This window comes from Bacillus sp. BPN334 (assembly GCF_008368885.1).
GTDB classification, from domain to species: domain Bacteria; phylum Bacillota; class Bacilli; order Bacillales; family Bacillaceae_G; genus Bacillus_A; species Bacillus_A wiedmannii.
Genome location: NZ_QOZW01000010.1, coordinates 1 through 25,920, shown reverse-complemented (window position 1 = coordinate 25,920; position 25,920 = coordinate 1). Strand labels below are relative to the sequence as shown.

Here is a 25,920-nt window from a genome sequence, read left to right as displayed (position 1 = left end):
ATGTTAGAAAGAACGTTGCGTGTATTAGAATACAATAAAGTAAAAGAACAATTACTTGAACATACAGCCTCTTCACTTGGCCGTGACAAAGTGAAGCATTTAGTGCCGAGCACTGATTTTGAAGAAATTGTAGAAATGCAAGATACAACGGATGAAGCAGCGAAAGTCATTCGTTTAAAAGGTAGTGCACCATTAGGTGGTATTACGGATATTCGCTCAAATGTGAAGCGTGCAAAGATTGGAAGTATGTTAAGCCCGAATGAACTACTTGATATTGCCAATACGATGTATGGTAGTCGCAATATGAAACGTTTCATTGAAGATATGGTTGATAATGGTGTCGAGCTTCCAATTTTAGAAACTCATGTCGCTCAAATTATATCTTTATATGATTTAGAAAAGAAAATTACAAATTGTATCGGTGACGGCGGAGAAGTAGTCGATAGCGCAAGTGATAAACTGCGTGGTATTCGTACTCAAATTCGTACTGCGGAAAGCCGTATTCGTGAAAAGTTAGAAAACATGACGCGTTCTTCCAACGCGCAAAAGATGCTGTCTGACGCGATTGTAACGATTCGTAACGAACGTTACGTAATCCCAGTAAAACAAGAATACCGCGGTGTATATGGTGGTATTGTCCACGATCAATCAGCTTCTGGGCAAACGTTATTTATTGAACCACAAGTCATTGTAGAGTTAAATAACGCGCTTCAAGAAGCACGAGTGAAAGAAAAACAAGAAATCGAACGCATCTTATTCATGTTAACAGAAGAAGTGGCAGTAGAAGCGGATATCGTTTTATCTAATGTAGAAGTAGTTGCGAATCTTGACTTTATTTTTGCGAAAGCTTTTTATGCGAAGCGTATAAAAGCAACGAAACCAATCGTAAATAACGAGCGCTATATGGATTTAAGACAAGCACGTCATCCACTTATTGATTCAGAAATTATCGTGCCAAATAACATTATGTTAGGGAAAGATTTCACGACAATTGTTATTACAGGACCGAATACAGGTGGTAAAACAGTTACGCTGAAAACAGTTGGTATTTGTGTATTAATGGCGCAATCTGGCCTTCACATTCCAGTAATGGATGAATCAGAGATTTGTGTATTTAAAAATATCTTTGCCGATATCGGTGATGAGCAATCGATTGAACAAAGTTTAAGTACGTTCTCCTCACATATGGTGAATATTGTTGATATTTTAGAAAAAGCTGATTTTGAAAGCTTAGTTTTATTCGATGAATTAGGTGCTGGAACAGACCCGCAAGAAGGGGCTGCATTAGCAATTTCAATTTTAGATGAAGTATGTAATCGTGGTGCTCGCGTTGTTGCTACGACGCATTACCCAGAATTAAAAGCATACGGATATAACCGTGAGAAAGTTATTAATGCGAGCGTTGAGTTCGACGTGAACACATTAAGCCCAACGTATAAATTATTAATCGGTGTACCAGGACGTAGTAATGCCTTTGAAATTTCGAAGCGCCTTGGATTATCTGATCGCGTGATTGATCAAGCTCGTAACCACATTAGTACAGATACAAACAAAATTGAAAATATGATTGCGAAGTTAGAAGAAAGTCAAAAGAATGCAGAACGTGACTGGAACGAAGCCGAAGCACTTCGTAAGCAATCTGAAAAACTGCATCGCGAATTACAGCGTGAAATTATTGAATTTAATGATGAGCGCGATGAAAAATTATTAAAAGCGCAAAAAGAAGGGGAAGAAAAAGTCGAAGCTGCAAAGAAAGAAGCAGAAGGCATTATTCAAGAACTTCGTCAATTGCGTAAAGCACAGCTTATAAACGTGAAAGACCATGAGCTTATTGAAGCAAAGAGCCGTCTAGAAGGTGCGGCGCCAGAGCTTGTGAAGAAACAAAAAGTAAACGTGAAAAACACAGCGCCAAAACAACAATTACGCGCAGGTGATGAAGTAAAAGTGTTAACGTTTGGTCAAAAAGGTCAATTACTTGAAAAAGTAAGTGATACAGAGTGGAGCGTACAAATTGGTATTCTGAAGATGAAAGTGAAAGAATCCAATATGGAATACATTAATACACCGAAGCAAACTGAGAAAAAAGCAGTTGCAAGTGTGAAGGGTAGAGATTATCACGTTTCGTTAGAGCTTGATCTTCGCGGTGAACGTTATGAAGATGCAATGATGCGCGTTGAAAAATATTTAGATGATGCACAGCTTGCAAGCTATCCGCGCGTATCAATTATTCACGGTAAAGGAACAGGAGCGCTTCGCCAAGGTGTACAAGATTACTTGAAGAAACATCGCGGTGTGAAAAACTACCGCTACGGTGACATGGGCGAGGGAGGCCTAGGCGTAACAGTTGTCGAATTAAAATAGCAAACAACGAAACAAAGGGGAACCACTATATGTTTATGGACAAACTTGCAAAAGTATTGTTAGCTTGTTGCGGAATATTTTTGGTGATTGGGGTTATTTATTTAGTTGTTTTTGCGAAGTAAACGAGCGTCAATCGTGGCATAATGATATTGCCATAGATTGACGCTTTTAATATATATGAAAAGGAATAAGCTATGAAAATCAACCAATACATAAGCGAAGCAAAATCTTGCTCAAGACGCGAAACAGACCGTCTCATTAAAGCAGGACGCGTGGCGATTAACGGCGAAATATGTACGCACGGTGCACTCGTGAGCGATGGTGATGTGGTAACGATTGATGGACAGGTTATTGCAAAAGAAGAGAAGGAAAAGGTGTATATTGCCTTTCATAAACCAGTTGGCATTACTTGTACAGCAGCCGAGCATATTGAAGATAATATTATTGATTATATCAATTACCCAGAGCGTATCTTTCCTGTTGGGCGATTAGATAAAGCGTCGGAAGGATTAATTTTATTAACGAATAACGGTGGGATTACCAATCAAATTTTACACGGAGATCATGAACACGAGAAAGAATATATTGTTACGGTTGATAAGCAATTTACAGATTGGTTTATTGATGAGATGTCTAGCGGTGTAAAGATTAAAGATGGAATGACGAAGCCATGTAAAGTGACGAGAGTGGATCAATTTACATTTCGCATCGTTTTAACGCAAGGAATGAACAGACAAATTCGTAGAATGAGCCGTGCTTTCGGGTTTACTGTAACTAAGCTAAAACGAATTCGTATTATGAATATAGAGCTAGATGATCTAGAAGTCGGAAAATGGCGGAGCGTTACAGCTGAGGAATTAGAAATATTAATAGGGCAGTTATAGGGAGGGAAAATTTTCTCCCTATATTTTTTTGTCAGAAAAAATAAAACTATTGATTTTTTAAAAAATAGCCCATATAATAAAAAACAACAAGTTTCGACAAGATATTTTATAAAAGTAATGATGAGGACATGAGTTGTTTTTGACGATTCTCAGAGAGGGAAGCCTAGGCTGTGAGCTTCCTAATACGGAAAGACAAACTTACCACCTCTAAACTTCAAGAGTGAACTGCATGATGCATTGTAATTCTTGGCGGATAAAACCGTTATCAATTTACACGAGCTATAAAATGAGCTTATTTTGTTATAAATTCATTTTATTAGAATAAGGGTGGAACCACGATTTCAACACTCGTCCCTTTGTTAGGGACGGGTGTTTTTTGCGTTCTTTTACGGGGAAGTATGCTTGAAAGAGGACATATGACGGGTTTTAATTCAGAATATTTTGTCAATAAATCATTTAGGAGGTTAGTAGAAATGAAATCATCTTTAAAGTTTTCTGAGATGTTTGCAATAAGTTTAATGTTGTTTGCACTATTTTTCGGTGCAGGTAATATGATTTTCCCGCCGGCTTTAGGGCAAGGTGCTGGAACAGACGTATGGATCGCGTTATTTGGCTTTATCGTAACAGGTGTTGGATTACCTTTATTAGGGGTAATTGTTATAGCTCTAAAGGGAGATATTAATGAGCTAGCGGGACGTGTACACCCTGTATTCGCACTTGTTTTTATCACTGCAATTTATTTATGTTTAGGCGTATTCGTAAGTGTTCCGCGTACAGGAACAGTTGCTTATGAAATGAGTGTTGCACCGTTTTTACCAAGTGAGATAGCTGGTCAATCGTATCCACTTGTTATCTTTACATTCATTTTCTTTGCAGTAACTTTCTATTTAGCTTTAAACCCATCGAAATTAGTGGGCCGCATCGGTAAAGTATTAACTCCAATTTTGTTAGCTGTTATAGCAATTATCGTAGGTAAAGCAATTATTACACCAATTGGAGAATTTGGTGCACCGACAGAAGCATATAATGCTCCGCTCTTTAAAGGTTTTATTGATGGATATTTAACTTTAGATGGACTTGCAGCACTTGTTTTCGGAAATGTTGTTATTAATGCTTTAAAAGCAAAAGGCGTTACAAATAAGAACAGCATTGCAAAAGTAACAATCTTTGCAGGATTTATTGCAGCGCTCGGTTTACTACTTGTTTATTTAGCACTTGCTTATCTGGGAGCTTCTAGTGTGTCTCTTGGAATGGGGGCAAACGGAGGAATTATTTTAACAAACGTTGTAAATCATTTATTTGGTAGTTACGGAACTTTATTATTAGGGATCGCAATTACAGCGGCATGTTTAACAACTTCTGTAGGTATTGTTGCAGCTTGTGGGGAATATTTTTCTTCCTTATTACCAAAGCTTTCTTATCAAAAGGTTGTTTTCATCTTCTGTGTATTAGCATTTATGGTAGCAAACCTTGGGTTAACTCAGTTAAACGCATTAGCATTACCGATTTTAATTGCAATTTACCCAATTGGTATCGTACTGATTGTATTATCACTTGTTGAAAACTATATTCGTCTTCCATTAGCTATGTATGTAGGCGGTATTGTAGGCGCATTTGCAATTAGCTTCTTTGATGGATTGCATAATGCAAATCTTCAAATTGCAGCGCTAGCCCCTATTTTAGATAAGATTCCATTATATAGTGTAGGCATTGGCTGGTTAGTTCCAGGCATAATCGGTATAGGATTTGGTTATATAGTTTCTAAGTTTCAAAAGCAGGAAATTGCTGTAGAAAAATAGAGGAAAGAGGCTTTCTATCAAAGAAAGCCTCTTTTTTTGTAGAAAAAGCCGTATATAGAGAAATTTAGATATTAAAAATTTTATACGTAATATAGTTGACAAAAAATTTACGAGTAGGCTAAGATTGACTTAGTTGTGGAAATATTGGAAGGAAAGTGAGGAGTGAAAGGTATAAGGTATAAGGTTTTCTATAACGATATCATTTTTGTAGATAGAGGTGATAGAGTAGGAAAATGGATAGTTTTATTTTTTTGAGTTTCATTGAGAATGATAATCAACAAATGGGATAGGGACTTATGTTAAAATATGAATCGCTCTTTATACGGAATAGAGGGGGATATTATTTTTAACATCAAGTGAGAATGATAATCAATAATGTCTACAGTACATAAAGAAAGTACAATTAAATAATGGTAGAGGATTATTATTTTTTTCTTATAAATTGAGAATAATTATCATTTTCAAAAAAAGTGTGGATGAAAGATAAACAAGGAGGAAGTAAGCCAAATGAGAAAGATTTCTGTATTACCCGCTTTTATTATAACGTTCGTATGTATGCTAGCTTTTCTTGTCATGCCATATGGGAAAGCTTCAGCACAACTAGCTGACGGTACTTATGATATTAACTATGTCATTCAAAAAGCGGAAAATGATTCAGCTTCAATGGCAAATGATTATTTTGAAAAACCAGCTAAGTTAGTTGTAAAAAATGGTGAGATGAGAGTGCAAATTCCGATGAATCATAGTGCTTGGATTACAGAATTTAAAGCACCTGAGAACGGGAATTTTGTTGATGCAAAAGTTGTTAGTAAAGATGAATCAGCAGATAAAAGAACTGTAGAGTTTAAAATAGACGATTTATCTAAGCCAGCAGCTGCAAAAATTCATGTTGTTGTACCTAACGTAAATTATGACCATAACTACACAATTCGCTTTGCATTTGATGCAGATGTAAAAGCGGTAGGCGGAGAAAATAAAGTAATTACTGCAACAAAGAATAATGATCAAACAAAAACAGATACAAAAGTAAAAGAAGAAGTGAAGAAAGAAGAGAGTAAAGAAGCAAATAAAGAGGCGAACAAAGGAACAAATGAAAGCGGTAAAGCTGAAAAAACAGATAACCCAAAAACAGGCGATGAAGCACGCATCGGATTATTTGCAGCGTTAATTCTTATTTCAGGTGTTTTCTTAATTCGTAAAGTGAAGTTAAGTAAATAAATCTTTTGAAGGGTGATGAATATATGTTTAAACAATTTAAAATGATTATTGCCGTATTTGCTGTTTTATTTACGTTTATAGCAACACTAGGTTCACAAGATACAAAGGCTGCTACAAAAGTAGCTGATGGAAAATATAATATTGCTTTTACTGTATGGAAAGGCGATAAAGATGAATCGTCTAGAATGAATAGTTATTTTGAAAGTCCGGCAACATTAACAGTTAAAGATGGAAAACAATATGTTTCATTCAAAGTGAAAGATAGTACTTCTATTAAAAGTTTACAAGTAGAAAAAAATGGTCAATTCGTAGAAGCTACTGTGTTAAGTGAAAATACAAAAGAGAATACTAGAGTTGTAGAATTTGAAGTTGCTGACTTGTCAAAAAAACTAAATGGCAAGGTGAAAATTAATATCCCAATTATTAATTATAACGCTTCATATGATATTCGTTTTGTATTTGATGGGAACAGTATTAAATAATTAAAAAATTTTCAAAAGGGAGAGTCGTTCCATTGAACAGGTATGTAAAAATTATTGTTGCTATGTTTTTAATGGTATTTACATTCGTATCAACATTACAACCACTTGCAGTTCAAGCAGCTACCCAGTTGACTGATGGTGAATATTCAATCGGTTTCAAAGTTCTTAAGGACACATCAGATGAAGAATCTATGATGAATCAATACTCTGTAAGTCCAGGAACTTTAAAAGTGAAGGATGGGAAGAAGAAGGTATCCTTTACGTTAGAACATAGTTCATGGATTACAAAGTTTGAAACAGAAAAAAATGGCCAGTTTGTTGCGACAAATGTAATTAGTGAAGATAAAGAAAAAGATACAAGAGTAGTAGAATTTGAAGTGGACGATGTAGAGAAAGTATTAAATGCGAAAGTAAAAGTAGACATAGACTTTTTAAATTATCATCATGATTATGATGTACGCATTGTATTTGATCAAAATAGTATTACACCGATTCATGTAGAACAACCAAATGAAAAAGAGGACCCAGCTAATAAGCCAGATCCAAATGAAAATCCGGATCCAAGTCAGAAGCCCGACCAAAAGCCTGACCCAGATCAACAACCAAATTCTAACACAATTAAAGATGGAGAGTACAGTATTCCATTTAAAGTGTTAAAAGATCAAACAGACGAAGAATCTAAGATGAATACTTACATGGTAAATCCAGGAGTATTAAAAGTAGAAAACGGTAAGAAAAAAGCGTTTGTAACATTAAAAAGTAGTTCATTAATTAAAAATTTCCAAACGGAAAAAGATGGCGCATTTGCTGATGCAAAAGTAGTGAGTGAAGATAAAGAAAAAGATACAAGAGTAGTAGAATTTGAAGTAGACGATTTATCTAAAAAAATAAATACAAAAGTATTTATTGAAGTGGCATCACAAGGTTACAAGCAAACACATAATGTACAACTTTTATTTGAACAAGATAAACTTGAACAAATTAAAAATGAAGAGAAACAACCGGATGGAGATAAAAAGCCGGAAGTAGAAAAACCAGAAATTGAAACAATTAAAGATGGAGAGTACAGTATTCCATTTAAAGTATTAAAAGATAAGACAGATGAAGAATCTAGAATGAAAGACAAGCTAATAAGTCCAGCAGTATTAAAAGTAGAAAACGGTAAGAAAAAAGCGACTGTAACATTAACAGATAACGCATCAATTAAAAATTTCCAAACAGAAAAAGAGGGTTCATTTGTTGATGCGAAAGTAGTAAGTGAAGATAAAGAGAAAAATACAAGAGTAGTAGAATTTGAAGTAGACAGTTTATCTAACAAGTTGAATACAAAAGTATTTATTGAAGTGGCATCACAAAATTATAAACAAACGCATGAATTACAACTTCAATTTAATCAAGATAAACTTGAGCCGATTAAGAACGAAGAAAAGCAACCAGACGGTGATAAAAAGCCGGAAGTAGAAAAACCAGATGCTGAAACAATGAAAGACGGTGAATACAGCATCAATTTCAAAGCTTTAAAAGATCAAACAGAAGAAATTTCAATGATGAACACGTATACAAAGAGTCCAGGTGTGTTAAAAGTGAAAGATGGTAAAAAATATGTATCATTCACATTAACGAATAGTGCATGGATTACAAAGTTTGAATTTGAGAAAAATGGTTCGTTTGTTAATGCGAGTGTATTAAGTGAAGATAAAAAAGCCGATACACGCGTAGTGGAAGTAGAAGTAGACGATTTATCTAAAAAGTTAAATGCAAAAGTAAAAGTAGATATCGATTCAATGAATTATCATCATTTCTACGACATTCAATTTGCATTTGATAAAGGTAGCATTAAACCGTTAGATAACCAAGGCGGAAACGATAACCAAGGCGGAAACAATAACCAAGGTAATAACACAACCATTGATCCAAAAGCACTAAAAGATGGTGAATACAGCATTGGCTTTAAAGTTCTAAAAGATAAAACAGAAGAAATTTCAATGATGAACACATATACAAAGAGTCCAGCTGTACTAAAAGTGAAAGACGGTAAGAAGTATGTATCGTTTACATTAACGAACAGTACATGGATTACAAAATTTGAGTTTGAAAAGAATGGTTCTTTTGTTAATGCAAAAGTGTTAAGTGAGAATAAAGAGCAAAATACAAAAGTAGTAGAGTTAGAAGTAGATGATTTATTTAAAAAATTAAATGCAAAAGTAAAAGTAGATATTGATGCGATGAATTATCACCATTTCTACGATGTTCAATTTGTATTTGATCAAGATAGTATTAAAGATTTAGGTAACCAAGGTGGAAACGACAACCAAAGTGGAAACGACAACCAAGGCGGAAGTGACAACCAAGATGGAAATAATCAACCAAAAGTAATAGTTGATCCGAAAAATTTAGTAGATGGTCAATATGATATTCCATTTAAAGTGTTAAAAGATAAAACAAATGAGCTTTCAAAGATGCATGACTATACTGTACATCCGGCAAAATTAATCGTTAAAGATGGTAAAAAGTACATTGAGATGACGTTGAAAAATAGTGCATGGATTACAAAATTCCAAACGGAAAATAACAGTCTTTTTGCTGATGCGAAAGTAGTAAGCGAAGATAAAAATGCAAATACGAGAGTAGTGCAATTTGAAGTAAGTGATTTATTTGCAAAATTAAATGCAAAAGTAAAAGTTGATATCAACGAAATGAACTACCATCATTTCTACGATGTCCAAATTCAATTTGATACAAATAATATTGGTGCGTTAGGAACGATTAAAGAGGATCCAAAAAAAGATCTGAAAAATGATCCGAACAATCCAGTGATTACACCGAAAGTAGATAATATAAAAAAAGTAGATAATCCTGATTTTAACCGAAATGCAGATGATAAGAAGAAAAAAGAAGGCCAAAAAAATGATCCGAAAAAAGAGAAAAACTCAAAAACGGCAGATACAGCACAACTAGGCTTATACATGGTGCTATTGCTTGGGTCACTTGCTTTATTAGTTCGTAAATATAGAGCAGGAAGATTGTAATTTTGGAGTCTTGATGCATGTTCGCATGCATCAAGACTTGTTTCATATTGTTTGGAAAGGAGTGGTGATTGAAAGTGAAGAAAATTGCTAGTGTACTAATGGCTATCATTCTATTAGTGAGTATAGCTGGATGCTCGACGCCCAAAAAAGAAGCAGCAAAACAGGTAAAGAGTGAGAGTAAAGAGAGAGTAGTTTCCACGACAGTCGCTGTTACTGAAATTATGGATGCGTTAGAAGTAGATTTAGTTGGTGTTCCAACAAGTACGAAAGATTTACCAAAGAGATATAAAGGTTTACCTGAAGTTGGGAATCCGATGAGTCCTGATATGGAAAAGGTAAAATCATTAAAGCCGTCAGAAGTATTATCCGTGACAACACTTGAATATGAATTAAAGCCAGTTTTTGATGGTGTGGGCATGAAAGCAAACTTTGTAGACTTAACTAGTTTAAAAAACATGCAAAATACCATTAGTAATTTAGGTAAGCAATATGGACGTGAAAAGCAGGCGGAAGCAGTTGTAACGAAGTTAGATAACAAAGTTACAGCGATTCAAAAAGCAGTAAAGGGAAAGAAAGAACCGACAGTGCTTATTTTATTAGGTGTGCCGGGGAGTTATTTAGTAGCAACAGAGCATTCTTATATTGGAGATTTAGTGAAACAATTAGGTGGTAAAAACATTGTACAAGGTGAGAAAGTAGAGTATTTAGCTTCTAATACAGAGTATTTAAAAAAAGCTGATCCAGATATTATTTTACGAGCAGCTCATGGTATGCCTGATGAAGTTGTGAAAATGTTTGATAAAGAATTTAAAACAAATGATATTTGGAAACATTTCGCTGCAGTTAAAAATAACCGTGTTTACGATTTAGAAGAGCGCTTATTTGGGACGACAGGTAATTTAGCAGCAATTGAAGCGTTAGATGAATTGAAAAAAATGATGTATCCGTGATGCATTTTAATATAAAGGAAGAGTGGAATGAATAAAAAAACTTGGAGTTTCCTCATTGTTACTGCATTGCTTATTGTTATGACGTCATTGTCAGCGACGAAAGGAAGTTTAGAAATAGGGATAGTGGACCTTGTACAAGGGATATTTACAGGGGCCAATGAAGATGTGGAAGTAATTAAAGATTTACGTTTCCCACGTATTATTATTGCACTATTTACTGGAGCAGCTCTGGCCGTTTCAGGTGTGCTTTTTCAAGCTGTTATGAAAAATCCACTTGCTGATGCTGGGGTAATCGGGATATCTTCTGGAGCAAGTTTTATGACACTTGTTATTATTACGTTATTTCCGCAATTTTTTTTCTGGACACCCGTATTCGCCTTTTTAGGTGGTGCGTTTGCATGTTATCTCGTTTATGCATTTTCATGGAAGTCAGGGTTAAGTCCGCTTCGCATTATTTTAGTTGGTATAGCTATTAATGCAATGTTCACTGGATTAAATGAATCGTTCATTACAATTTGCGGATACTTCATTAAGAGTATTAAGCAAACGACGACTTCTAACATAACGATGAAGACGTGGGGCGATGTAGAAATAATGGTTACATATGGAACAATAGGTCTTATTCTTGCTCTGTTTGTAGGAGCTTGGTGTAACTTATTATCGCTACAAGATAAGACTGCGAAAAACTTAGGTTTGCACGTGACGAGAGTTCGTCTTATTATTTCTGCTATTGCAGTACTTTTAGCAGCAGTATCAACAGCGATTGCAGGTGTTATTGCTTTCGTAGGATTACTCGTTCCGCACATTTCAAGACAACTAGTCGGTTCGGACCATAAAGTATTAATTCCATTTTCTGCTCTTGCAGGAGCGTTGTTAATTTTGACGGCGGATACGATTGGAAGGTTAATTGTGCCACCTAACGAAATTCCAGCAGCGACGATTATGGCAGTGATTGGTGGCCCATTCTTAATATTCTTGCTTAGAAAGAGTGATAAAGTTCATGGAAATTAAAAATGTAACCTTTTCGTATGATAATGTAACGGATCGATTAAAGTCGGTTAGTAGTGAAATAGAAATTGGTAAAATTACAACAATTATTGGTCCAAACGGTTGCGGGAAATCGACATTACTTGGTGTGATGTCAAGAAATCACGACCCTCGTAGCGGTGAGATAATACTCGATGGGAAGGCGATTAGTCAATATAAACCGAAAGAGTTTGCTAGAAAGTTAGCCATTGTCCATCAACAAAATGAAGCACCGGCAGACATGACGGTAGAGAAATTAACAAGTTATGGTCGTATGCCTCATAAAAATATTTTTTCCTCGCAAACTGATGAAGATAGAGACGCAATCGAAAGGGCTTTAGCATGTACGAATTTGCTAAGTAAACGTGATAAAGAGATTCACGCTTTATCTGGTGGAGAAAGACAACGGGTTTGGATTGCCATGACGCTAGCTCAGAAAACACCAATGCTCTTTTTAGATGAACCGACAACATATTTAGATATTTATTATCAACTTGAAATATTAGAGCTCGTAAAAGAGTTAAATGAAGTACATGGATTGACAATCGTTATGGTATTACATGATATCAATCAGGCGATTCGCTATAGTGATCATATCATCGTTATGAAAGACGGCGAGATTGTTACGAAAGGTAAGCCAAATGATGTTGTGACAGAAAGTATGATAAAGACGATATACGGTGTAGATGTCGTTGTAAAGCAAGATGAAGATACAGGGTTGTATATGGTCCCAATGGGTATTTAAATATGCGAACAATCCGTTTTGAGGTGATGATTTGAGTAGTAAAAAAGAACGGAAGAAGAATTCTTTTTTTCAACGAATACTTACAGTTGTTTTTTTAGGTACCTTTTTCTATTCAGTATATGAATTAGGTGATATTTTCATGGATTACTATGAAAATCGTAAAGTAATGGCCGAAGCACAAAACATTTATGAAAAGAGTCCGATGGAAGAGCAATCACAAGACGGAGAAGTACGTAAACAGTTCAAAGCTCTGCAGCAAATTAATCAAGAAATAGTTGGATGGATTACGATGGACGATACACAAATTAATTATCCAATCGTTCAGGCGAAAGACAATGATTACTATTTATTTCGTAATTATAAAGGTGAAGATATGAGAGCAGGCAGCATTTTTATGGACTATCGTAATGATGTGAAATCTCAAAATCGAAATACTATTTTATATGGTCACCGTATGAAAGATGGTTCTATGTTTGGAAGTTTAAAGAAAATGTTAGATGAAGAGTTCTTCATGTCGCATCGTAAATTATATTACGATACATTATTTGAAGGATATGATCTTGAAGTGTTCTCGGTGTATACAACAACAACTGATTTTTATTACATTGAAACGGATTTTAGCAATGATACGGAATACACATCATTTTTGGAGAAAATTCAAGAAAAATCGCTGTACAAAACGGATACAAAATTGACAGCAAGTGATCAAATCGTAACACTTTCGACGTGTGACTATGCACTGGATCCGGAAGCAGGAAGGTTAGTCGTGCATGCGAAACTAGTAAAGAGACAGTAAAAAAAGTATAGAATATGAGAAGTGGTAACGCTTCTCATATTCTATACTTTAAAAAAGAAATATGTTTACTGTGCTGCAGCCATTGGCATACGTACAACTTCAACATTGTAGTAAGTGATTTTATTATCAAGAATATATTCTGGCATCCCGCCTTGATGTGAGTGAGCATCTTTAAATGCTGAGCTCTTCGTCCAACCTTGGAAATCTTCTTTTGCATTCCAGCGTGTGCTAATTGTTACTTCATCATAATCAACTGTATTTTGCGTTAAAAGAACTTCTAATCCTAAAAAGCCTGGCATTGTTTCGACTTGACCTACTTTATTAAAACGCTCAATTAATTTATGCCCATTTCCCTTTGTAATTTTAGCTGTATTTGTAACAATAATCATGTTTTATTCCTCCTATAAATGTAGCCTTTATTTTCGAGAACTCATATACATTAAATGATAATGAAAATCATTATCATTGTCAATGGTAAATGTGAAATAAATAAGTTTTTTTATTATTTTGGACAGTAAGATTTCCATTTCAAAATGTAGTAAATATGTGGCGGTTAAGTGAGAGAATGAGTGAGTTGTACTAGCAAAGCAATAATATGGTATAGTGAAACGAGGCTGTTTTTTCAGGCTCGTTTTTTAAATGCTTCCTATAGAGAAAGCATGCAAATGGAAAGGAAGTTATTATATGCGATCAGAAGTAACTGTAAAAATAAAACCGAAATTTATAAAAGAAATTAAAAGCGGATATCCGCTTATTTTAAAAGATGCGATTCAAAATTTAAATGATGTTCAGGAAGAAGGAACAATCATTAAAGTAGTAGATGAGAAGAACAATTTTGTCGGAAAAGGTTATTATGGAAAACAAAATAAAGGATACGGCTGGATTTTAACGAGAAAAGAGAGTGAACAAATTAATCAATCTTTCTTTGAAAGTAAAATAAAATCTGCCTTACATAAACGAAAGCAATTTTACAAATCAGGTGATACGACAGCATTCCGTGCCCTAAATGGTGAAGGTGATGGTCTTGGAGGCTTAATTATCGATTATTATGACGGCTATTATGTAGTCAGTTGGTATAGTGAAGGGATTTATACTTTCAGAGATGAGATTATAGCAGCTCTTCAAAAAGTAGCAAACTTTAAAGGTATTTATGAGAAAAAGCGTTTTGATACGAAAGGGAAATACATTGAAGGCGATGATTTCGTAGCAGGAGAGCGCGGCGAGTTCCCGCTTATCGTAAAAGAAAATGGTGTGAACTTTGCTGTTTATTTAAATGACGGAGCGATGGTTGGTGTATTTTTAGATCAGCGTAACGTTCGAAAACAAATTCGTGATAAATATGCGACAGGGAGAACAGTGTTGAATATGTTCTCTTATACAGGTGCTTTCTCTGTATTTGCAGCGCTTGGCGGAGCGAGCAAAACGACGAGTGTCGACCTTGCAAATCGTAGTTTAAGTAAAACGATTGAGCAGTTTAGTGTAAATGAAGTTGATTATGAAGCGCAAGATATTATTGTAGAAGATGTCTTTCTTTACTTCAAATATGCAGCGAAGAAAAAGATGAAATTTGATATGGTTGTACTTGATCCTCCAAGCTTTGCACGCTCAAAAAAATATACATTTAGTGCAGCGAAAGATTATAAAAACTTATTAAAAGAAACAATTGCGATTACAGAAAATAACGGGATTATCGTTGCCTCTACAAATTGTAGCGCATTCGATATGAAAAAATTTAAAGGATTTATTGATACAGCCTTTAAAGAAATGAATGGTAAATACAAAATATTAGAAGAACATTCTTTACCAGAAGATTTTCGTACCATTGATCAATTTAAAGAGGGAGACTATTTAAAAGTAGTTTTCATTGAGAAAATTAAAGGATAATAAAGAAAAAGGAGCTCGAGTTTACTTGAGCTCCTTTTCTTATTGAACGATATTTTGTACTCTACCGACTTGCCCGTCCTGCAATCGTACTTTAATGCCATGCGGATGAGAAGGGGAGTTTGTTAAAATATCTTTTACAATTCCACGTGTTAATTTACCGGTGCGTTGATCTTGTTTTAATACAATATCAACTTCAAGACCGGGTGCGATATTAGAACGTTTTTGTCCGTTCATTTATACACCTGTACGTCTACGTTGGTTGTTTGTTTTCTTCGTTTGTTGGTTTTGTAATTTTTTCGTTGCTTGGCTTTGATTTGTATTATTTGAACCATTTCCATTTCCTTGCTTTTTCTTTGCAAGTTGTTCACGCATTAAATCAGCTAAGCTTACTTTTTTGTTTTCTGACATGATAAGTCTCCTTTATATAAAGTTAATTATGAACAATAGTAGTGAATTTTATCATATCATTGTTAAGGAAGGAAGGGAAGTTGGTTTGAAAATTCATATAATTCTTTCCAGTATTCATTCGTTACGATACAATTGAAATGCTAATGTTTGTAAAAAAAGGGGATAGACATATGTCACATCATATTTTATTAGTTGAAGATGATATTTCAATTCAAGAGATGGTGGAAAAGTATTTAATAAAAGAAGATTTTCAAGTTACAATTGCGTCTGACGGAGAAGAAGGGGTGCAAGCATTTTTTAAATCATCCTTTGATTTAGTTATCCTTGATATAATGATGCCAAAGTTAGATGGCTTAGAGGTTGTACGTATTATTCGTGAGAAGAGTGCCGTTCCGATTTTAATGATGTCGGCAAAAGATACAGATGTTGATAAAGCTGTTGGATTAGGACTGGGAGCAGATGATTACATTTGTAAGCCATTTTCTATGATTGAATTGGCTGCACGTGTAAAAGCGGGTATTCGGAGGTCTACGAAATATTCGGCTACAGAAACAACAGAAAAGATGATTCAAATTGGTGATTTAGCAATTGATCCAATTAATTTTACGGTTGAAAAAAACGGAAAGCCCCTCAAACTGACTTTAAAAGAATTTGAGATTTTAAAGCTATTCGTAAAGAATCAAAATCGTGTATTTACAAAAGCGCAAATATATACGTTAGTTTGGAACGAAGAGTATTACGGTGATGATAATGTTATAAATGTTCATATGAGAAGATTGCGCGAGAAAATTGAAAGTGATCCATCTAATCCAGAGTATATTAAAACGTTATGGGGCATCGGCTATAAGTTGGAAGTGATGTAATATGGTCAATTTGTTAATAGGTATTATTTTTATATTGTTATGTGTCATTTACATACAGTATAAAATGAGGGAAAACAGTAGCAAAAATTTACGATACACATACAAAAAGTTAGAAAGTATTGTAAATGAACAAACAGGCGAGAAGTTACTCGTTATGACAGATGATCTAGAATTGCAAAAATTATTAGTGGCAATTAATCAATTATTAGCTGCAAAACAGAAAACGAATGCAGATCATGCGAAAGTAGAAATTTCGATGAGAAAAATGCTTTCCAATATTTCACATGATTTAAAGACGCCATTAACAGTTATTCTTGGATATACAGAAATGTTAAATAAGGATAAAACGATAAATAAAGAAGAGCAGCAAATATTACTTGAAAAGGTGCATGTAAAAACACTAGAAGTAATGGAACTGATTCATAAGTTTTTTGATTTAGCAAAATTAGAATCTGGTGACAAGGCAATTGAGATGACAAAAATAAATATGAATGAAGTTTGTCGCGAGAAGATTTTATCTTTTTATGATTTGGTGACGACGAAAGGATTTCAAGTTCATATTGATATACCAGAAAGAAATATATATGCACTTGGAAATGTAGAAGTATTAGGTAGAGTATTAAATAATTTAATATCAAATGCAATTACATATGGAGACGATGGAAAGACACTTGGGATGACACTAAGAGATGATGAAACGAGTGTTTATATAGATGTATGGGATACAGGAAAAGGAATTGATGAATCTCATATTGATAAAGTGTTTGAGCGTATGTACACACTTGAAGATTCAAGAAATAGATTGTATCAAGGAAGCGGTCTAGGATTAACGATTACGAAAAGGCTTGTGGAAGCGATGGACGGAGAAATACATCTTTCTAGTAAGCCGTATGAAAAAACAATTTTTACAGTTGTATTAAAAAAGATGCTGTTTTAGCTTGTAGAGAAGTAAATTCTACAAGCTTTTTTTCAGCGTAAGGAATTTGTAAGGAACGGGTAAGAAAAAAGAGATTTCCGTTGTCTATTATAGAAATATAAAGTAGTGCGAAAGGAGAAAATGACATGACATATATATTAAAAACGAATCAGCTAACGAAAGTGTTTAAAGGGAAAGAAGTTATTTCTAGCGTTAACATGCATGTGAAAAAAGGAGAGATATACGGTTTCTTAGGACCGAATGGTGCAGGTAAAACAACGATTATGAAAATGATCACAAATTTAATAAAACCGACGAGCGGTGATATTGAAATTTTTGGTGAGAAGTTAACGGATACATCTTATGAATTGTTAAAGCGCATGGGGACAATTATCGAATATCCAATCTTTTATGATAAATTAACGGCGAAGGAAAACCTAGAATTACATTGTGAATATATGGGGTATTACGACAAGAGCGCAATTGATCATGCTTTACATTTAGTGAAACTGCACGGTATAGATGATAAAAAAGTAAAAGATTTTTCATTAGGTATGAAGCAACGACTGGGTATTGCAAGGGCGATCATGACAAAGCCAGAATTACTCATTTTAGATGAACCGATTAACGGTTTAGATCCAATTGGTATTAAAGAATTACGAGACTTATTTAAAATGCTCTGCAAAGAATATGGTATTACGTTATTAGTTTCTAGTCATATTTTAGGCGAGATGGAACAAATGGCGGATACAATTGGTGTAATTCAAAATGGAAAACTAATAAAAGAAGTTTCAATGAAGAGTATTAACGGAAAACAAACAGAGTACATCGAAATTACTGTTCCTGATGTGAAGCGTGCAGCTTATATTTTAGAAGATAAACTCGGTATAAAAAATTACAAAATAATGAGTGGAAATATGATTCGTGTGTATGAATTGGCAGCGACACAGCAAGCTATTTCAAAAGCGCTTATTATGAACGATGTAGAAATTGAAAGTATTAATAAGAAACATAGTTCCTTAGAAGAATATTTCTTAAATGTAATGGATGGAGAAGGCATTCATGCTTAATGGATTGTTAATGAATCTAGTAAGTGGATTGATCGTAATGTTCATAAGTGGGATTTTCTATTATAGGAAACCAGAGCGGAAATGGTTGTTAATTTTACTAGTGATAGGAATGTTAAGCGTAATTACTGCTGGAATTAGAATGTTAGCAGTGTAGAGACAGTTATATAAAGAATGGAGGCGTGGTTTATATGTTTAAATTAATGAAGCTCGAATGGAAAAAACATAAATTATCTAGTTATTTTAAAGGAGTAGCGATTTGTATTATAGCAATTTTTGCTGCGGTAAGTCTTATGGTATGGGGAACTAAAGTAGAGGATGGTTTGATGTTCTCTAGCTATATGGAATACATGTCTTTAGCAAATATTTTTATTAGAATTACATTTATTATTTTTGCATCGGTTATTTTATCACGTTTAGTGATTGATGAATACAAGAACAAAACAATACAGCTACTATTTATGTACCCACTGCAAAGGAAAATGCTAATGAGAGCGAAATTAGCAATTGTTTTTAGTTTTTGCTTTGTGAGCACGATAATCGCAACATTCATTATTAGTTTGCTCATATTCTGTATGAATCCAATAATGGGACTACTTGAAACGCCTGTTACAATGGGGGAAATAATAGCTACCGTTCCAGCTACCTTTATAAATGCATTTATGATATCTGGTATAAGTTTAATTCCTTTATTTTTTGGGATGAGAAAGAAATCAACACCGACAACAATTACTTCTGCAGTAATAATTGGGATGATGATGAACAGTAACGTTGGTTCTGGAAACGGTCAAGTAAGTATGTTTGATTTTATAGCTATCCCAATAGTGTTCTGTTTATTAGGAATTTTCATCAGTTATCTATCATATCGTAAAATCGACAAGATCGATGTGGCGTGAAGCAAGGTTAAAACAACAACGAACTGGAGTATGAATGTTGAAAAAAATAATAGTAATTGCAATTTTATTTCTGACAATTGCTAGTGTGATTTTTGGTTTTAAGACATTTCAGAGGAAAGATTTTAAGAAAGAAAAGTCTTTTGAGATAAATCATATAAAAGAAATAGAAGTGGACAATGAAAACTGGGATATTGAATTTAAAAGTACAGACGCTAACAAAATAGTAATTTCCGCCCAAGGTAAACGAGTAGATAAAGAGATAGACCCCATCGAAATAGAACAAGCAGGGAATAAAGTTATAGTTAAGCAAAAACAAAAGGTGACCAGATTCTTTAATGGTTTTACGTTTCGGAAGAAAAATAGTATATGTATAGCTATTCCGAAGAAAGAAATAGATAAAATTGTATTAAATAATAAATCGGGTGATGTGAAAATAAGCGATATAGAAGTGAAAAATATCGTGACAGAAAGTGAGTCTGGAGATGAAATGGTTGTAGGACTATCAGCCGAGAAAGGTGAATTCATATCGCAAAGTGGAGAGTTAGCTGTAAAAGATAGTTCAGTACAAGAATTAAATATAAAGTCTACGACTGGTGATAACTATATAACAAGTGTAAGTAACTCAAATATAAACATCACTTCAACATCTGGGGAAGTATTACTGAAAGATATGAAAGAAGGAAAATCATTATTTGTAGAAACAAAATCAGGAGATATCGGCGTACGGTATAAAGGTGTTCCGACTTCTTTGAAACTTACGGCTAAAAGTAATTCGTCTGACGTAATGGTGAATGTAAATGGACTTAAGAAAGATAAAAATACAGAAAAAATAAAAGCGGGAACCATTGGTGATGCAAAAAACGAAGTGAAGATTTTAAGTAAAACAGGAGCGATTTATATCGATTAAAATGTAAATGAAAGGAGGACTATTATGCTACGTCTTATGAAGCTAGAATTGAAAAAGTTTAAGCTTGGATGGTATGTGAGGGGAGCGATTATTGCAAATATCGCTATACTGGCATTAATGATCTTTACGAGCATCGTTGCTCAAGTAGAAGGTGATCTGGAAATGAGGGATCCACAGACAATTTTGTTGATGGCCAGTACAGTAGTAAGGGCAACATTTATTATTTTTGGTAGTGTGTTAATCGCAAGGTTAATAATTAGTGAATATAAAACTAAAACTAAAACAATACTACTCATGTTTTCTTATCCAATTAACCGAAAGAAAATGATGGCTAGTAAGTTGGCTATTACAGCGATAGTAACATTTATAACAGTTATTTTATCTAACATTTTAGTAGTAGGAGTTTTCTTTGGGATAGATAACTATTTTTCAATTCTTCCTAATTCATTCACAGTAGATCAATTGACGCAAGAAGGGATAAACCTTGTTCCTTTAGCCATTTCCACTGCTGGAATAAGTTTAATCCCTCTATATTTCGGAATGCGTAAACGTTCAGTGCCAACTACAATTGTTTCATCTCTTATCGTTGTATCAATTGCAATTAATAACACCCCAATGTTTTCTACAGCAACTTTTCTTCCCCTTCAGCTAGCGTTGGCAGCAATTGGAGTTGCGATTGCATATTACGGAATTAAAAATATAGAGAGGGAAGATGTAACTGTATGACAAGAATAAGAAAAAAGAGTTGGCGTTACACCAACTTTTTTTTGTATATGTATGCTTCGTTACTACTCTGTAAATTTGGAGTGTTTGCTCAAATATTCTTGAACTCCTGAAGAAATGTTAAAGTTATTAGGGCTTTTATATTCGATAGTAAACTCTCCGTCTCTACTTGTCTCAAAGGAGATTGCATAGCTATTCATTTTAGCATCGTAAGAAGTATTTTTGACTTCCGCATCTAGATCAAAGTATTTTGTAATATATTCTTTTGATTCCGTAATAGCTGTTTGTTTTCCCCAAGGGGTACCATAACTTGTGAAATAAAGAGATACACCGATAACTCCAATGATCGAAGTTAGTAAGAGAGTTCTTATTGTTATTTTTTTGTTTTTTGTATTCAATTTAGTTCCCTCCAATTAATATGAATTTATCTTAACGTATTTTCTCATAAAATACCATTTAGTAGAAAATAGTTTCACATGAAACAAGTTACAGAAAAAGACAAGGTGCATAAACACCTTGTCTTTTTCTGTCGTTACATTTGGGGAGCTTCCATTCCAGTAGCAGCCCATTCTTCTTTTGCAGGACCATATACGCCAGGGACTTTTAAGCCAGCTTGACGCATTAAAACAGTCAGCTGCCCGCGGTGGTGATTTTGATGATTAATGAGTGTCATTAAAAATATAGAATTCGGCATAGGGCGACCAAAGAAGTCATTAATAGTAGCTAAGTCTTTATCAGTCCATTCACTTTGAAGCGTTTCAACAAAAGCTGCATTCACTTTACGATATTGATCAGCAATTGTTGTTGCAGAAGGTGGAACAGGATAATCTTTCGTTTCTCCTTCAAACTTAAGCCCTGTGCCAGATAGTATAACAGGAATTGCCGTCACGATATGCCAAGCAACTCTGCCTAATGTCCAGTGCTCAGGTGCAATTTCTTGTGACAAAGATTCATCTGTTAATGCATCGAGCATCTTTTGAGTAGACTCAGCCTCGTATGTCCATGATTGTAGAAAGCCTTCAATAGTTTGGTACATATTTATCCCTCCTAGTTATGTTCATAGGTTACATTCGTGAAAAAAAGATAGTTTCCTTTTAACCTATCAGAACAAATAAAAAAGAGGCTTCTCATATTAAGAAGCCTCTTTTTTTAACCAACCTTCTTCCCATTTTTCCTCATCAACCATAAGAAATAAGGTGCTCCAAGTACAGCAACGACAAGACCAGAAGGGATTTCTTTCGGGTATGCAATTGTTCGTCCGAGTAAATCAGCAATGGAAAGAAGGATTGCTCCAAATAGTGCGGAGCAAACGAATAATCTTTGATGATTCATACCAACGACGATTCGTGCTAAGTGTGGCGCAACAAGACCTAGAAAGGCAATCGTACCGACAGCTGCGATATTTACAGATGCAAGTAGTGTTGCTAACACAATGAGGGCAAGGCGCGTTTTATTTACTGGTTGCCCGAGTCCCGTTGCTAAATCGTCTCCAAGTACGAGAACATCAAGTTGTTTTATTAAGAAAAAGATAATGAATACAAGAATTAGCGATGGATATAGAATGATATTTTCTAAGTGATTCCATCCTCTTGCATACGTGCTACCTGATAGCCATGTTAAAGCAGCAGCAACGTTCAAATTTGCTCTAACGATAAAGATTTGAATAATCGCTGAACCGAGAGCTGAAATACCAATTCCTATTAAAGCAAGGGCTGTTGGGCTAAATCCTGATTTCCACGAGAAGAAGAGGACAATTCCAACTGCAAGTAGTCCGCCGATAAATGCACCAATTGGTAGGAAGAAACCAGGAAGTGCGGGAAAGACATACATAATAGTTAAAGCACCAACACCAGCTCCCGATGAAATACCAATAATAGAAGGATCGGCGAGTGGGTTTCGTAATATACCTTGGAAAACAAGCCCACTTATTGCAAGGCATGCGCCAGCAATAGCAGCAACGAGCATTCTTGGTAAACGAAGGTTCATCATCATATTTTTATCAAATTGTGTTAATTGTCCTGATATAACATTTGTAATACTTTCGATATAAGCGTTACTACCGATTGTAACACCAAGAGCAATTGTCACAATGCAAAGTGTGATAGAGATAATGATTACCTTTTTATAAGAGTAATAGCGAGAACTAGCTCCAGCTGCATTCGCTCCGTTATCATTCATATATTGTTTCGATTTCATCATTCGATACACTAAATAAATAAGCCAAGGTGATCCAATCATTGCCGTGACTGCTCCGACAGGAAGTTCAGCCCCAGTTGGATCTATTAGTCTACCAACGACATCAGCTCCAAGTAATAGTACAGCTCCCCATAAGAAAGAAGAGAGAAGGAGAGTAAAGTGTTGACGGTAGCCAATAAGACGCATTAAATGTGGTGCAACTAAGCCGACAAATCCAATTGGTCCAACAACAGTTACAATTACTGCTGTTAAAAAGATCGCAGCAATGAAGGCGATAAGACGTGTTACTGCTGTTTTTTCACCAAGAGAAACAGCGACATCATCACCAAGTAAGAGAATGTTGAGTTTACGAGACATAAATAGTAAAACTAGGAAAGAAATAATGATAAATGGAAAAGCAAATTGAACGCCATCCCAGTTATTTTGAATAAGAGATCCAGCTCCCCATAAAAATAAACCAGCTGTTTCATTTTCATAGAAAAGCTGCATCGTTCCGGTAAAGGCAGAAAGCATTAATGTAACGACCATACCAGCTAGTGCCATTCTAAGTGGGGTTCCCTTTTTTCCACCAGAAATACGGTATACAAATAAAGCAGTAATAGCACCGCCGATAAATGTGAAAAGAAGTGAATTAATTTGCAGACCTTTTGGTAAGAAAATTGTAGCCGCTACTAGAAAGAAATATGCGCCAGAGTGAATACCCATTGTACTGGATTCAGCAAGTGGATTTTTCGTTAATGTTTGTAAAATGACCCCAGATGCAGCAAGAGCACCTCCAGCTAAAATGGCAATTACGGCCCTAGGTAATCGAAGCATAATTAAAGTTTGATGCTCTAGTGATTGGTTCGGTGAGATAAGAGCATCAATAATCATACTATAGGAAATGTTTGCTTGACCTTGTCCGATATGAATAAAGAAAAGGAGGAGCAAGAGAGCTGCTCCTCCTCCGAATACAAGACTTGCTCGAAGTGTATGTTGGAAGCTATTCATCGCTGAATCACTTCTTCGCTGTCATTACATCTGCTACTTGTGTTGCTAAAGATTTTGCAGATTCAGGACCACCGAAAATCCAAGTGTCGCCTTTTAATTTATACATTTTGTCTTCTTTTTTGAAATTTAACCCTTCCCAAGCAGGATTCCCTTTTAGTTGCGTGTCAAAAATGTTATCATCATCCGCCACAATGTAAATGAAGTTTGAATCTTGTACACTTTGTAATGATTCTACAGTTGTTTGTTTGAAACCATCTGCCTCTGATTTCCCAGCTTCAAAAGTGTTTGTTAAACCTAATTTTTTTGTAACTTGTAAAGCTGTAGAATTGTCAGTCAATATACGGAATGTTGGTACGTTTTTAGCTGTAAATGCTTGTACCATTGCGATGTTTTTATCTTTTAAGTCTGCTTTTTCAATTTTTGCTTTTGCATCAGCGAATACTTTATCCATATCAGCTAATACTTTTTTACCTTCTTCTTCTCTTCCAACTGCTTTTGCGATTTGTTTAAATGTTTCTGTCATTTCAGCAAAGTGATCGTTATTACTTGTTGATGGATCAAACATAACTGTTGGTGCAATTTGCTCTAATTCGTTTTTAATAGCTTTACTACGGAATGAAGCTGTGATAATTAAATCTGGTTTTAGACGGCTAATTTCTTCTAAGTTTGGTTGTTGACGTGTCCCTACGTCTACAACATCTTTACCTGGTTTTGTTGCTGTATTTACCCATTTATTATAATTCTTAATGTCTGCCATCCCTACTGGCTGAACACCAAGTGCTAATAAGTCTTCTGAATATACCCACTCAAGTACAACAACTTTTTTCGCTGGTTTATCTAACTTTGTTTCCCCTTCAGCGTGCTTAATTGTTATAGCTTGCTTTTTATCGTCTGTCTTTGTTTCTTTTTTCTCCTCTTTTTGCTGTCCGCATCCAACAGCGAATAGAAGAACTACTATGAAAATACTGAGAATTTTCTTCATCTTCTGCCCCCAAATTAAGTGTTTTTTGTAATTAGCGCCATAAGTGAAAATGGTTATCAATTACAACACCCAAATCATACTATGAGGATATTTTAAGTGTCAATATTTTTTTAAAATTTTGACGAAAAACAACAAATTATACGGATTTTTATATACTATAGTCGCTATTTATGAAGAATAAGCCTCTTTACTAAAAAAATTGGTGAATATGGGGGAGTTTAAATGGGGACTTGGCTGTGTACGAAAGTGTAATGTGTATGGTTAATAATCTGTGGAGATGGGGCGAAAGTACAAGCAAAAGGAGAGCGAATCGCATGTAATACTTACTAGAATGTATGGAATAAATCTGTGTGTATCTACTAGGTAAAGTATTTCTTTGTTATTTAGATAGGTGTTTTCTAATTCGGTGATTGTACTTAAAAGATCGAATGTAAAGGAAGTGATCAACATGTCTTCATGGGGCAATAATATAAATGGATATTGTGGATGTAATAATCAAAATGGTGTACATGTTGATTCATGCTGTTTTAGTTGTGATGGAACAGTTCCTAAGCTTGGCCCAACAGGTCCGACGGGAGCAACGGGCCCAACAGGTGACACAGGCCCAACGGGAGCAACGGGTCCAACAGGTGACACAGGTCCAACAGGAGCGACGGGAATAACGGGAGCAACAGGTCCAACAGGAGCGACAGGAATAACGGGAGCAACAGGTCCAACAGGAGCGACGGGAATAACAGGTTCAACGGGTCCGACGGGAGCAACAGGAATAACAGGAATAACAGGAATAACAGGGGCAAC

Annotated in this window: 25 protein-coding genes, 1 pseudogene and 1 other annotated feature; of the genes and pseudogenes, 19 read left to right on the top strand and 7 right to left on the bottom strand. The window is 35.0% G+C overall.

Annotated elements, in window-relative coordinates; all coding sequences use genetic code 11:
• The 10 genes from DN393_RS15185 to srtB all read left to right on the top strand — a co-directional run bounded on the left by DN393_RS15185 (position 1) and on the right by srtB (position 13,290).
• Positions 1 to 2,361 (top strand): endonuclease MutS2, encoded by a 2,361-nt coding sequence (locus DN393_RS15185; RefSeq protein WP_149173667.1) that lies wholly within the window; start codon positions 1 to 3, stop codon positions 2,359 to 2,361.
• Positions 2,362 to 2,555: 194 nt separating this feature from the next.
• Positions 2,556 to 3,245 carry a 23S rRNA pseudouridine(2604) synthase RluF gene (locus tag DN393_RS15180; RefSeq protein ID WP_149173666.1) on the top strand — a complete coding sequence of 230 codons (690 nt, stop codon included), beginning with the start codon at positions 2,556 to 2,558 and terminating at the stop codon, positions 3,243 to 3,245.
• A 108-nt stretch (positions 3,246 to 3,353) separates the two neighbouring features.
• Positions 3,354 to 3,604, top strand: a binding site (T-box leader).
• Between the two features lie 114 nt (positions 3,605 to 3,718).
• Positions 3,719 to 5,044, top strand: a complete 1,326-nt coding sequence (gene brnQ6 / locus DN393_RS15175; RefSeq protein ID WP_064474633.1) for a branched-chain amino acid transport system II carrier protein BrnQ6 — start codon at positions 3,719 to 3,721, stop codon at positions 5,042 to 5,044.
• A 507-nt stretch (positions 5,045 to 5,551) separates the two neighbouring features.
• Positions 5,552 to 6,262: a heme uptake protein IsdC gene (gene isdC / locus DN393_RS15170; RefSeq protein ID WP_149173665.1), complete on the top strand. Its 711-nt coding sequence runs from the start codon at positions 5,552 to 5,554 to the stop codon at positions 6,260 to 6,262.
• 23 nt (positions 6,263 to 6,285) lie between these two features.
• Positions 6,286 to 6,744: an NEAT domain-containing protein gene (locus DN393_RS15165; RefSeq protein ID WP_064474635.1), complete on the top strand. Its 459-nt coding sequence runs from the start codon at positions 6,286 to 6,288 to the stop codon at positions 6,742 to 6,744.
• 32 nt (positions 6,745 to 6,776) lie between these two features.
• Positions 6,777 to 9,773: an NEAT domain-containing protein gene (locus tag DN393_RS15160; RefSeq protein WP_149173664.1), complete on the top strand. Its 2,997-nt coding sequence runs from the start codon at positions 6,777 to 6,779 to the stop codon at positions 9,771 to 9,773.
• 68 nt (positions 9,774 to 9,841) lie between these two features.
• Positions 9,842 to 10,723 carry a heme ABC transporter substrate-binding protein IsdE gene (gene isdE / locus DN393_RS15155; protein WP_149173663.1) on the top strand — a complete coding sequence of 294 codons (882 nt, stop codon included), beginning with the start codon at positions 9,842 to 9,844 and terminating at the stop codon, positions 10,721 to 10,723.
• Positions 10,724 to 10,750: 27 nt separating this feature from the next.
• Entirely contained in the window at positions 10,751 to 11,734 is a 984-nt protein-coding gene (locus DN393_RS15150) for a FecCD family ABC transporter permease (protein ID WP_064474638.1), read from the top strand.
• Positions 11,724 to 12,494, top strand: a complete 771-nt coding sequence (locus DN393_RS15145; protein ID WP_098102913.1) for an ABC transporter ATP-binding protein — start codon at positions 11,724 to 11,726, stop codon at positions 12,492 to 12,494. The genes DN393_RS15150 and DN393_RS15145 overlap by 11 nt, the downstream gene beginning before the upstream one ends.
• Before the next feature lie 31 nt (positions 12,495 to 12,525).
• A complete protein-coding gene (gene srtB, locus DN393_RS15140) occupies positions 12,526 to 13,290 on the top strand; it encodes a class B sortase (RefSeq protein ID WP_087982261.1) in 765 nt (254 codons plus the stop codon).
• 65 nt (positions 13,291 to 13,355) lie between these two features.
• On the opposite strand, the gene isdG is transcribed toward srtB, so the two are convergent.
• Positions 13,356 to 13,679: a heme oxygenase gene (gene isdG, locus DN393_RS15135; protein WP_000587825.1), complete on the bottom strand. Its 324-nt coding sequence runs from the start codon at positions 13,677 to 13,679 to the stop codon at positions 13,356 to 13,358.
• A 295-nt stretch (positions 13,680 to 13,974) separates the two neighbouring features.
• On the opposite strand from isdG, the gene DN393_RS15130 reads away from it, so the two are divergent.
• Positions 13,975 to 15,174: a class I SAM-dependent rRNA methyltransferase gene (locus DN393_RS15130; RefSeq protein WP_098102912.1), complete on the top strand. Its 1,200-nt coding sequence runs from the start codon at positions 13,975 to 13,977 to the stop codon at positions 15,172 to 15,174.
• Between the two features lie 39 nt (positions 15,175 to 15,213).
• On the opposite strand, the gene DN393_RS15125 is transcribed toward DN393_RS15130, so the two are convergent.
• Positions 15,214 to 15,408: a YwbE family protein gene (locus tag DN393_RS15125; protein WP_001014310.1), complete on the bottom strand. Its 195-nt coding sequence runs from the start codon at positions 15,406 to 15,408 to the stop codon at positions 15,214 to 15,216.
• Positions 15,409 to 15,582 carry a hypothetical protein gene (locus tag DN393_RS31585; protein ID WP_001293584.1) on the bottom strand — a complete coding sequence of 58 codons (174 nt, stop codon included), beginning with the start codon at positions 15,580 to 15,582 and terminating at the stop codon, positions 15,409 to 15,411.
• A gap of 170 nt (positions 15,583 to 15,752) precedes the next feature.
• Here DN393_RS31585 and DN393_RS15120 point away from each other — a divergent pair, with 170 nt between their 5' ends.
• The 7 genes from DN393_RS15120 to DN393_RS15095 all read left to right on the top strand — a co-directional run bounded on the left by DN393_RS15120 (position 15,753) and on the right by DN393_RS15095 (position 20,957).
• Positions 15,753 to 16,445 (top strand): response regulator transcription factor, encoded by a 693-nt coding sequence (locus DN393_RS15120; protein ID WP_064474642.1) that lies wholly within the window; start codon positions 15,753 to 15,755, stop codon positions 16,443 to 16,445.
• Position 16,446: 1 nt separating this feature from the next.
• The gene (locus DN393_RS15115) at positions 16,447 to 17,382 is read left to right on the top strand and encodes a HAMP domain-containing histidine kinase (RefSeq protein WP_064474643.1); all 936 of its coding nucleotides are present in this window, start codon (positions 16,447 to 16,449) and stop codon (positions 17,380 to 17,382) included.
• A 125-nt stretch (positions 17,383 to 17,507) separates the two neighbouring features.
• Positions 17,508 to 18,431, top strand: coding sequence for an ABC transporter ATP-binding protein (locus DN393_RS15110; RefSeq protein WP_064474644.1), 924 nt, complete (start codon positions 17,508 to 17,510; stop codon positions 18,429 to 18,431).
• Entirely contained in the window at positions 18,424 to 18,585 is a 162-nt protein-coding gene (locus DN393_RS31580) for a hypothetical protein (RefSeq protein WP_176713060.1), read from the top strand. The genes DN393_RS15110 and DN393_RS31580 overlap by 8 nt, the downstream gene beginning before the upstream one ends.
• 34 nt (positions 18,586 to 18,619) lie before the next feature.
• The gene (locus tag DN393_RS15105; RefSeq protein WP_000475540.1) at positions 18,620 to 19,324 is read left to right on the top strand and encodes an ABC transporter permease; all 705 of its coding nucleotides are present in this window, start codon (positions 18,620 to 18,622) and stop codon (positions 19,322 to 19,324) included.
• Positions 19,325 to 19,358: 34 nt separating this feature from the next.
• Positions 19,359 to 20,231, top strand: a complete 873-nt coding sequence (locus tag DN393_RS15100; protein ID WP_142289402.1) for a DUF4097 family beta strand repeat-containing protein — start codon at positions 19,359 to 19,361, stop codon at positions 20,229 to 20,231.
• Positions 20,232 to 20,255: 24 nt separating this feature from the next.
• Positions 20,256 to 20,957, top strand: a complete 702-nt coding sequence (locus tag DN393_RS15095) for an ABC transporter permease (protein ID WP_149173662.1) — start codon at positions 20,256 to 20,258, stop codon at positions 20,955 to 20,957.
• A gap of 62 nt (positions 20,958 to 21,019) precedes the next feature.
• Here DN393_RS15095 and DN393_RS15090 read toward each other — a convergent pair whose 3' ends face one another.
• The 4 genes from DN393_RS15090 to DN393_RS15075 form a co-directional block, all read right to left on the bottom strand.
• Positions 21,020 to 21,352, bottom strand: coding sequence for a YfjL-like protein (locus tag DN393_RS15090; RefSeq protein ID WP_088048042.1), 333 nt, complete (start codon positions 21,350 to 21,352; stop codon positions 21,020 to 21,022).
• Between the two features lie 134 nt (positions 21,353 to 21,486).
• Positions 21,487 to 21,990, bottom strand: coding sequence for a DinB family protein (locus DN393_RS15085; RefSeq protein WP_064474648.1), 504 nt, complete (start codon positions 21,988 to 21,990; stop codon positions 21,487 to 21,489).
• A 113-nt stretch (positions 21,991 to 22,103) separates the two neighbouring features.
• On the bottom strand, positions 22,104 to 24,140 hold the full coding sequence (gene fhuB, locus DN393_RS15080) for a Fe(3+)-hydroxamate ABC transporter permease FhuB (RefSeq protein WP_064474649.1): 2,037 nt from the start codon (positions 24,138 to 24,140) through the stop codon (positions 22,104 to 22,106).
• 7 nt (positions 24,141 to 24,147) lie between these two features.
• Positions 24,148 to 25,122 (bottom strand): ABC transporter substrate-binding protein, encoded by a 975-nt coding sequence (locus tag DN393_RS15075; RefSeq protein ID WP_149173661.1) that lies wholly within the window; start codon positions 25,120 to 25,122, stop codon positions 24,148 to 24,150.
• A 448-nt stretch (positions 25,123 to 25,570) separates the two neighbouring features.
• Here DN393_RS15075 and DN393_RS15070 point away from each other — a divergent pair.
• A pseudogene (locus tag DN393_RS15070) lies at positions 25,571 to 25,920 on the top strand (collagen-like protein); the annotation flags it as partial.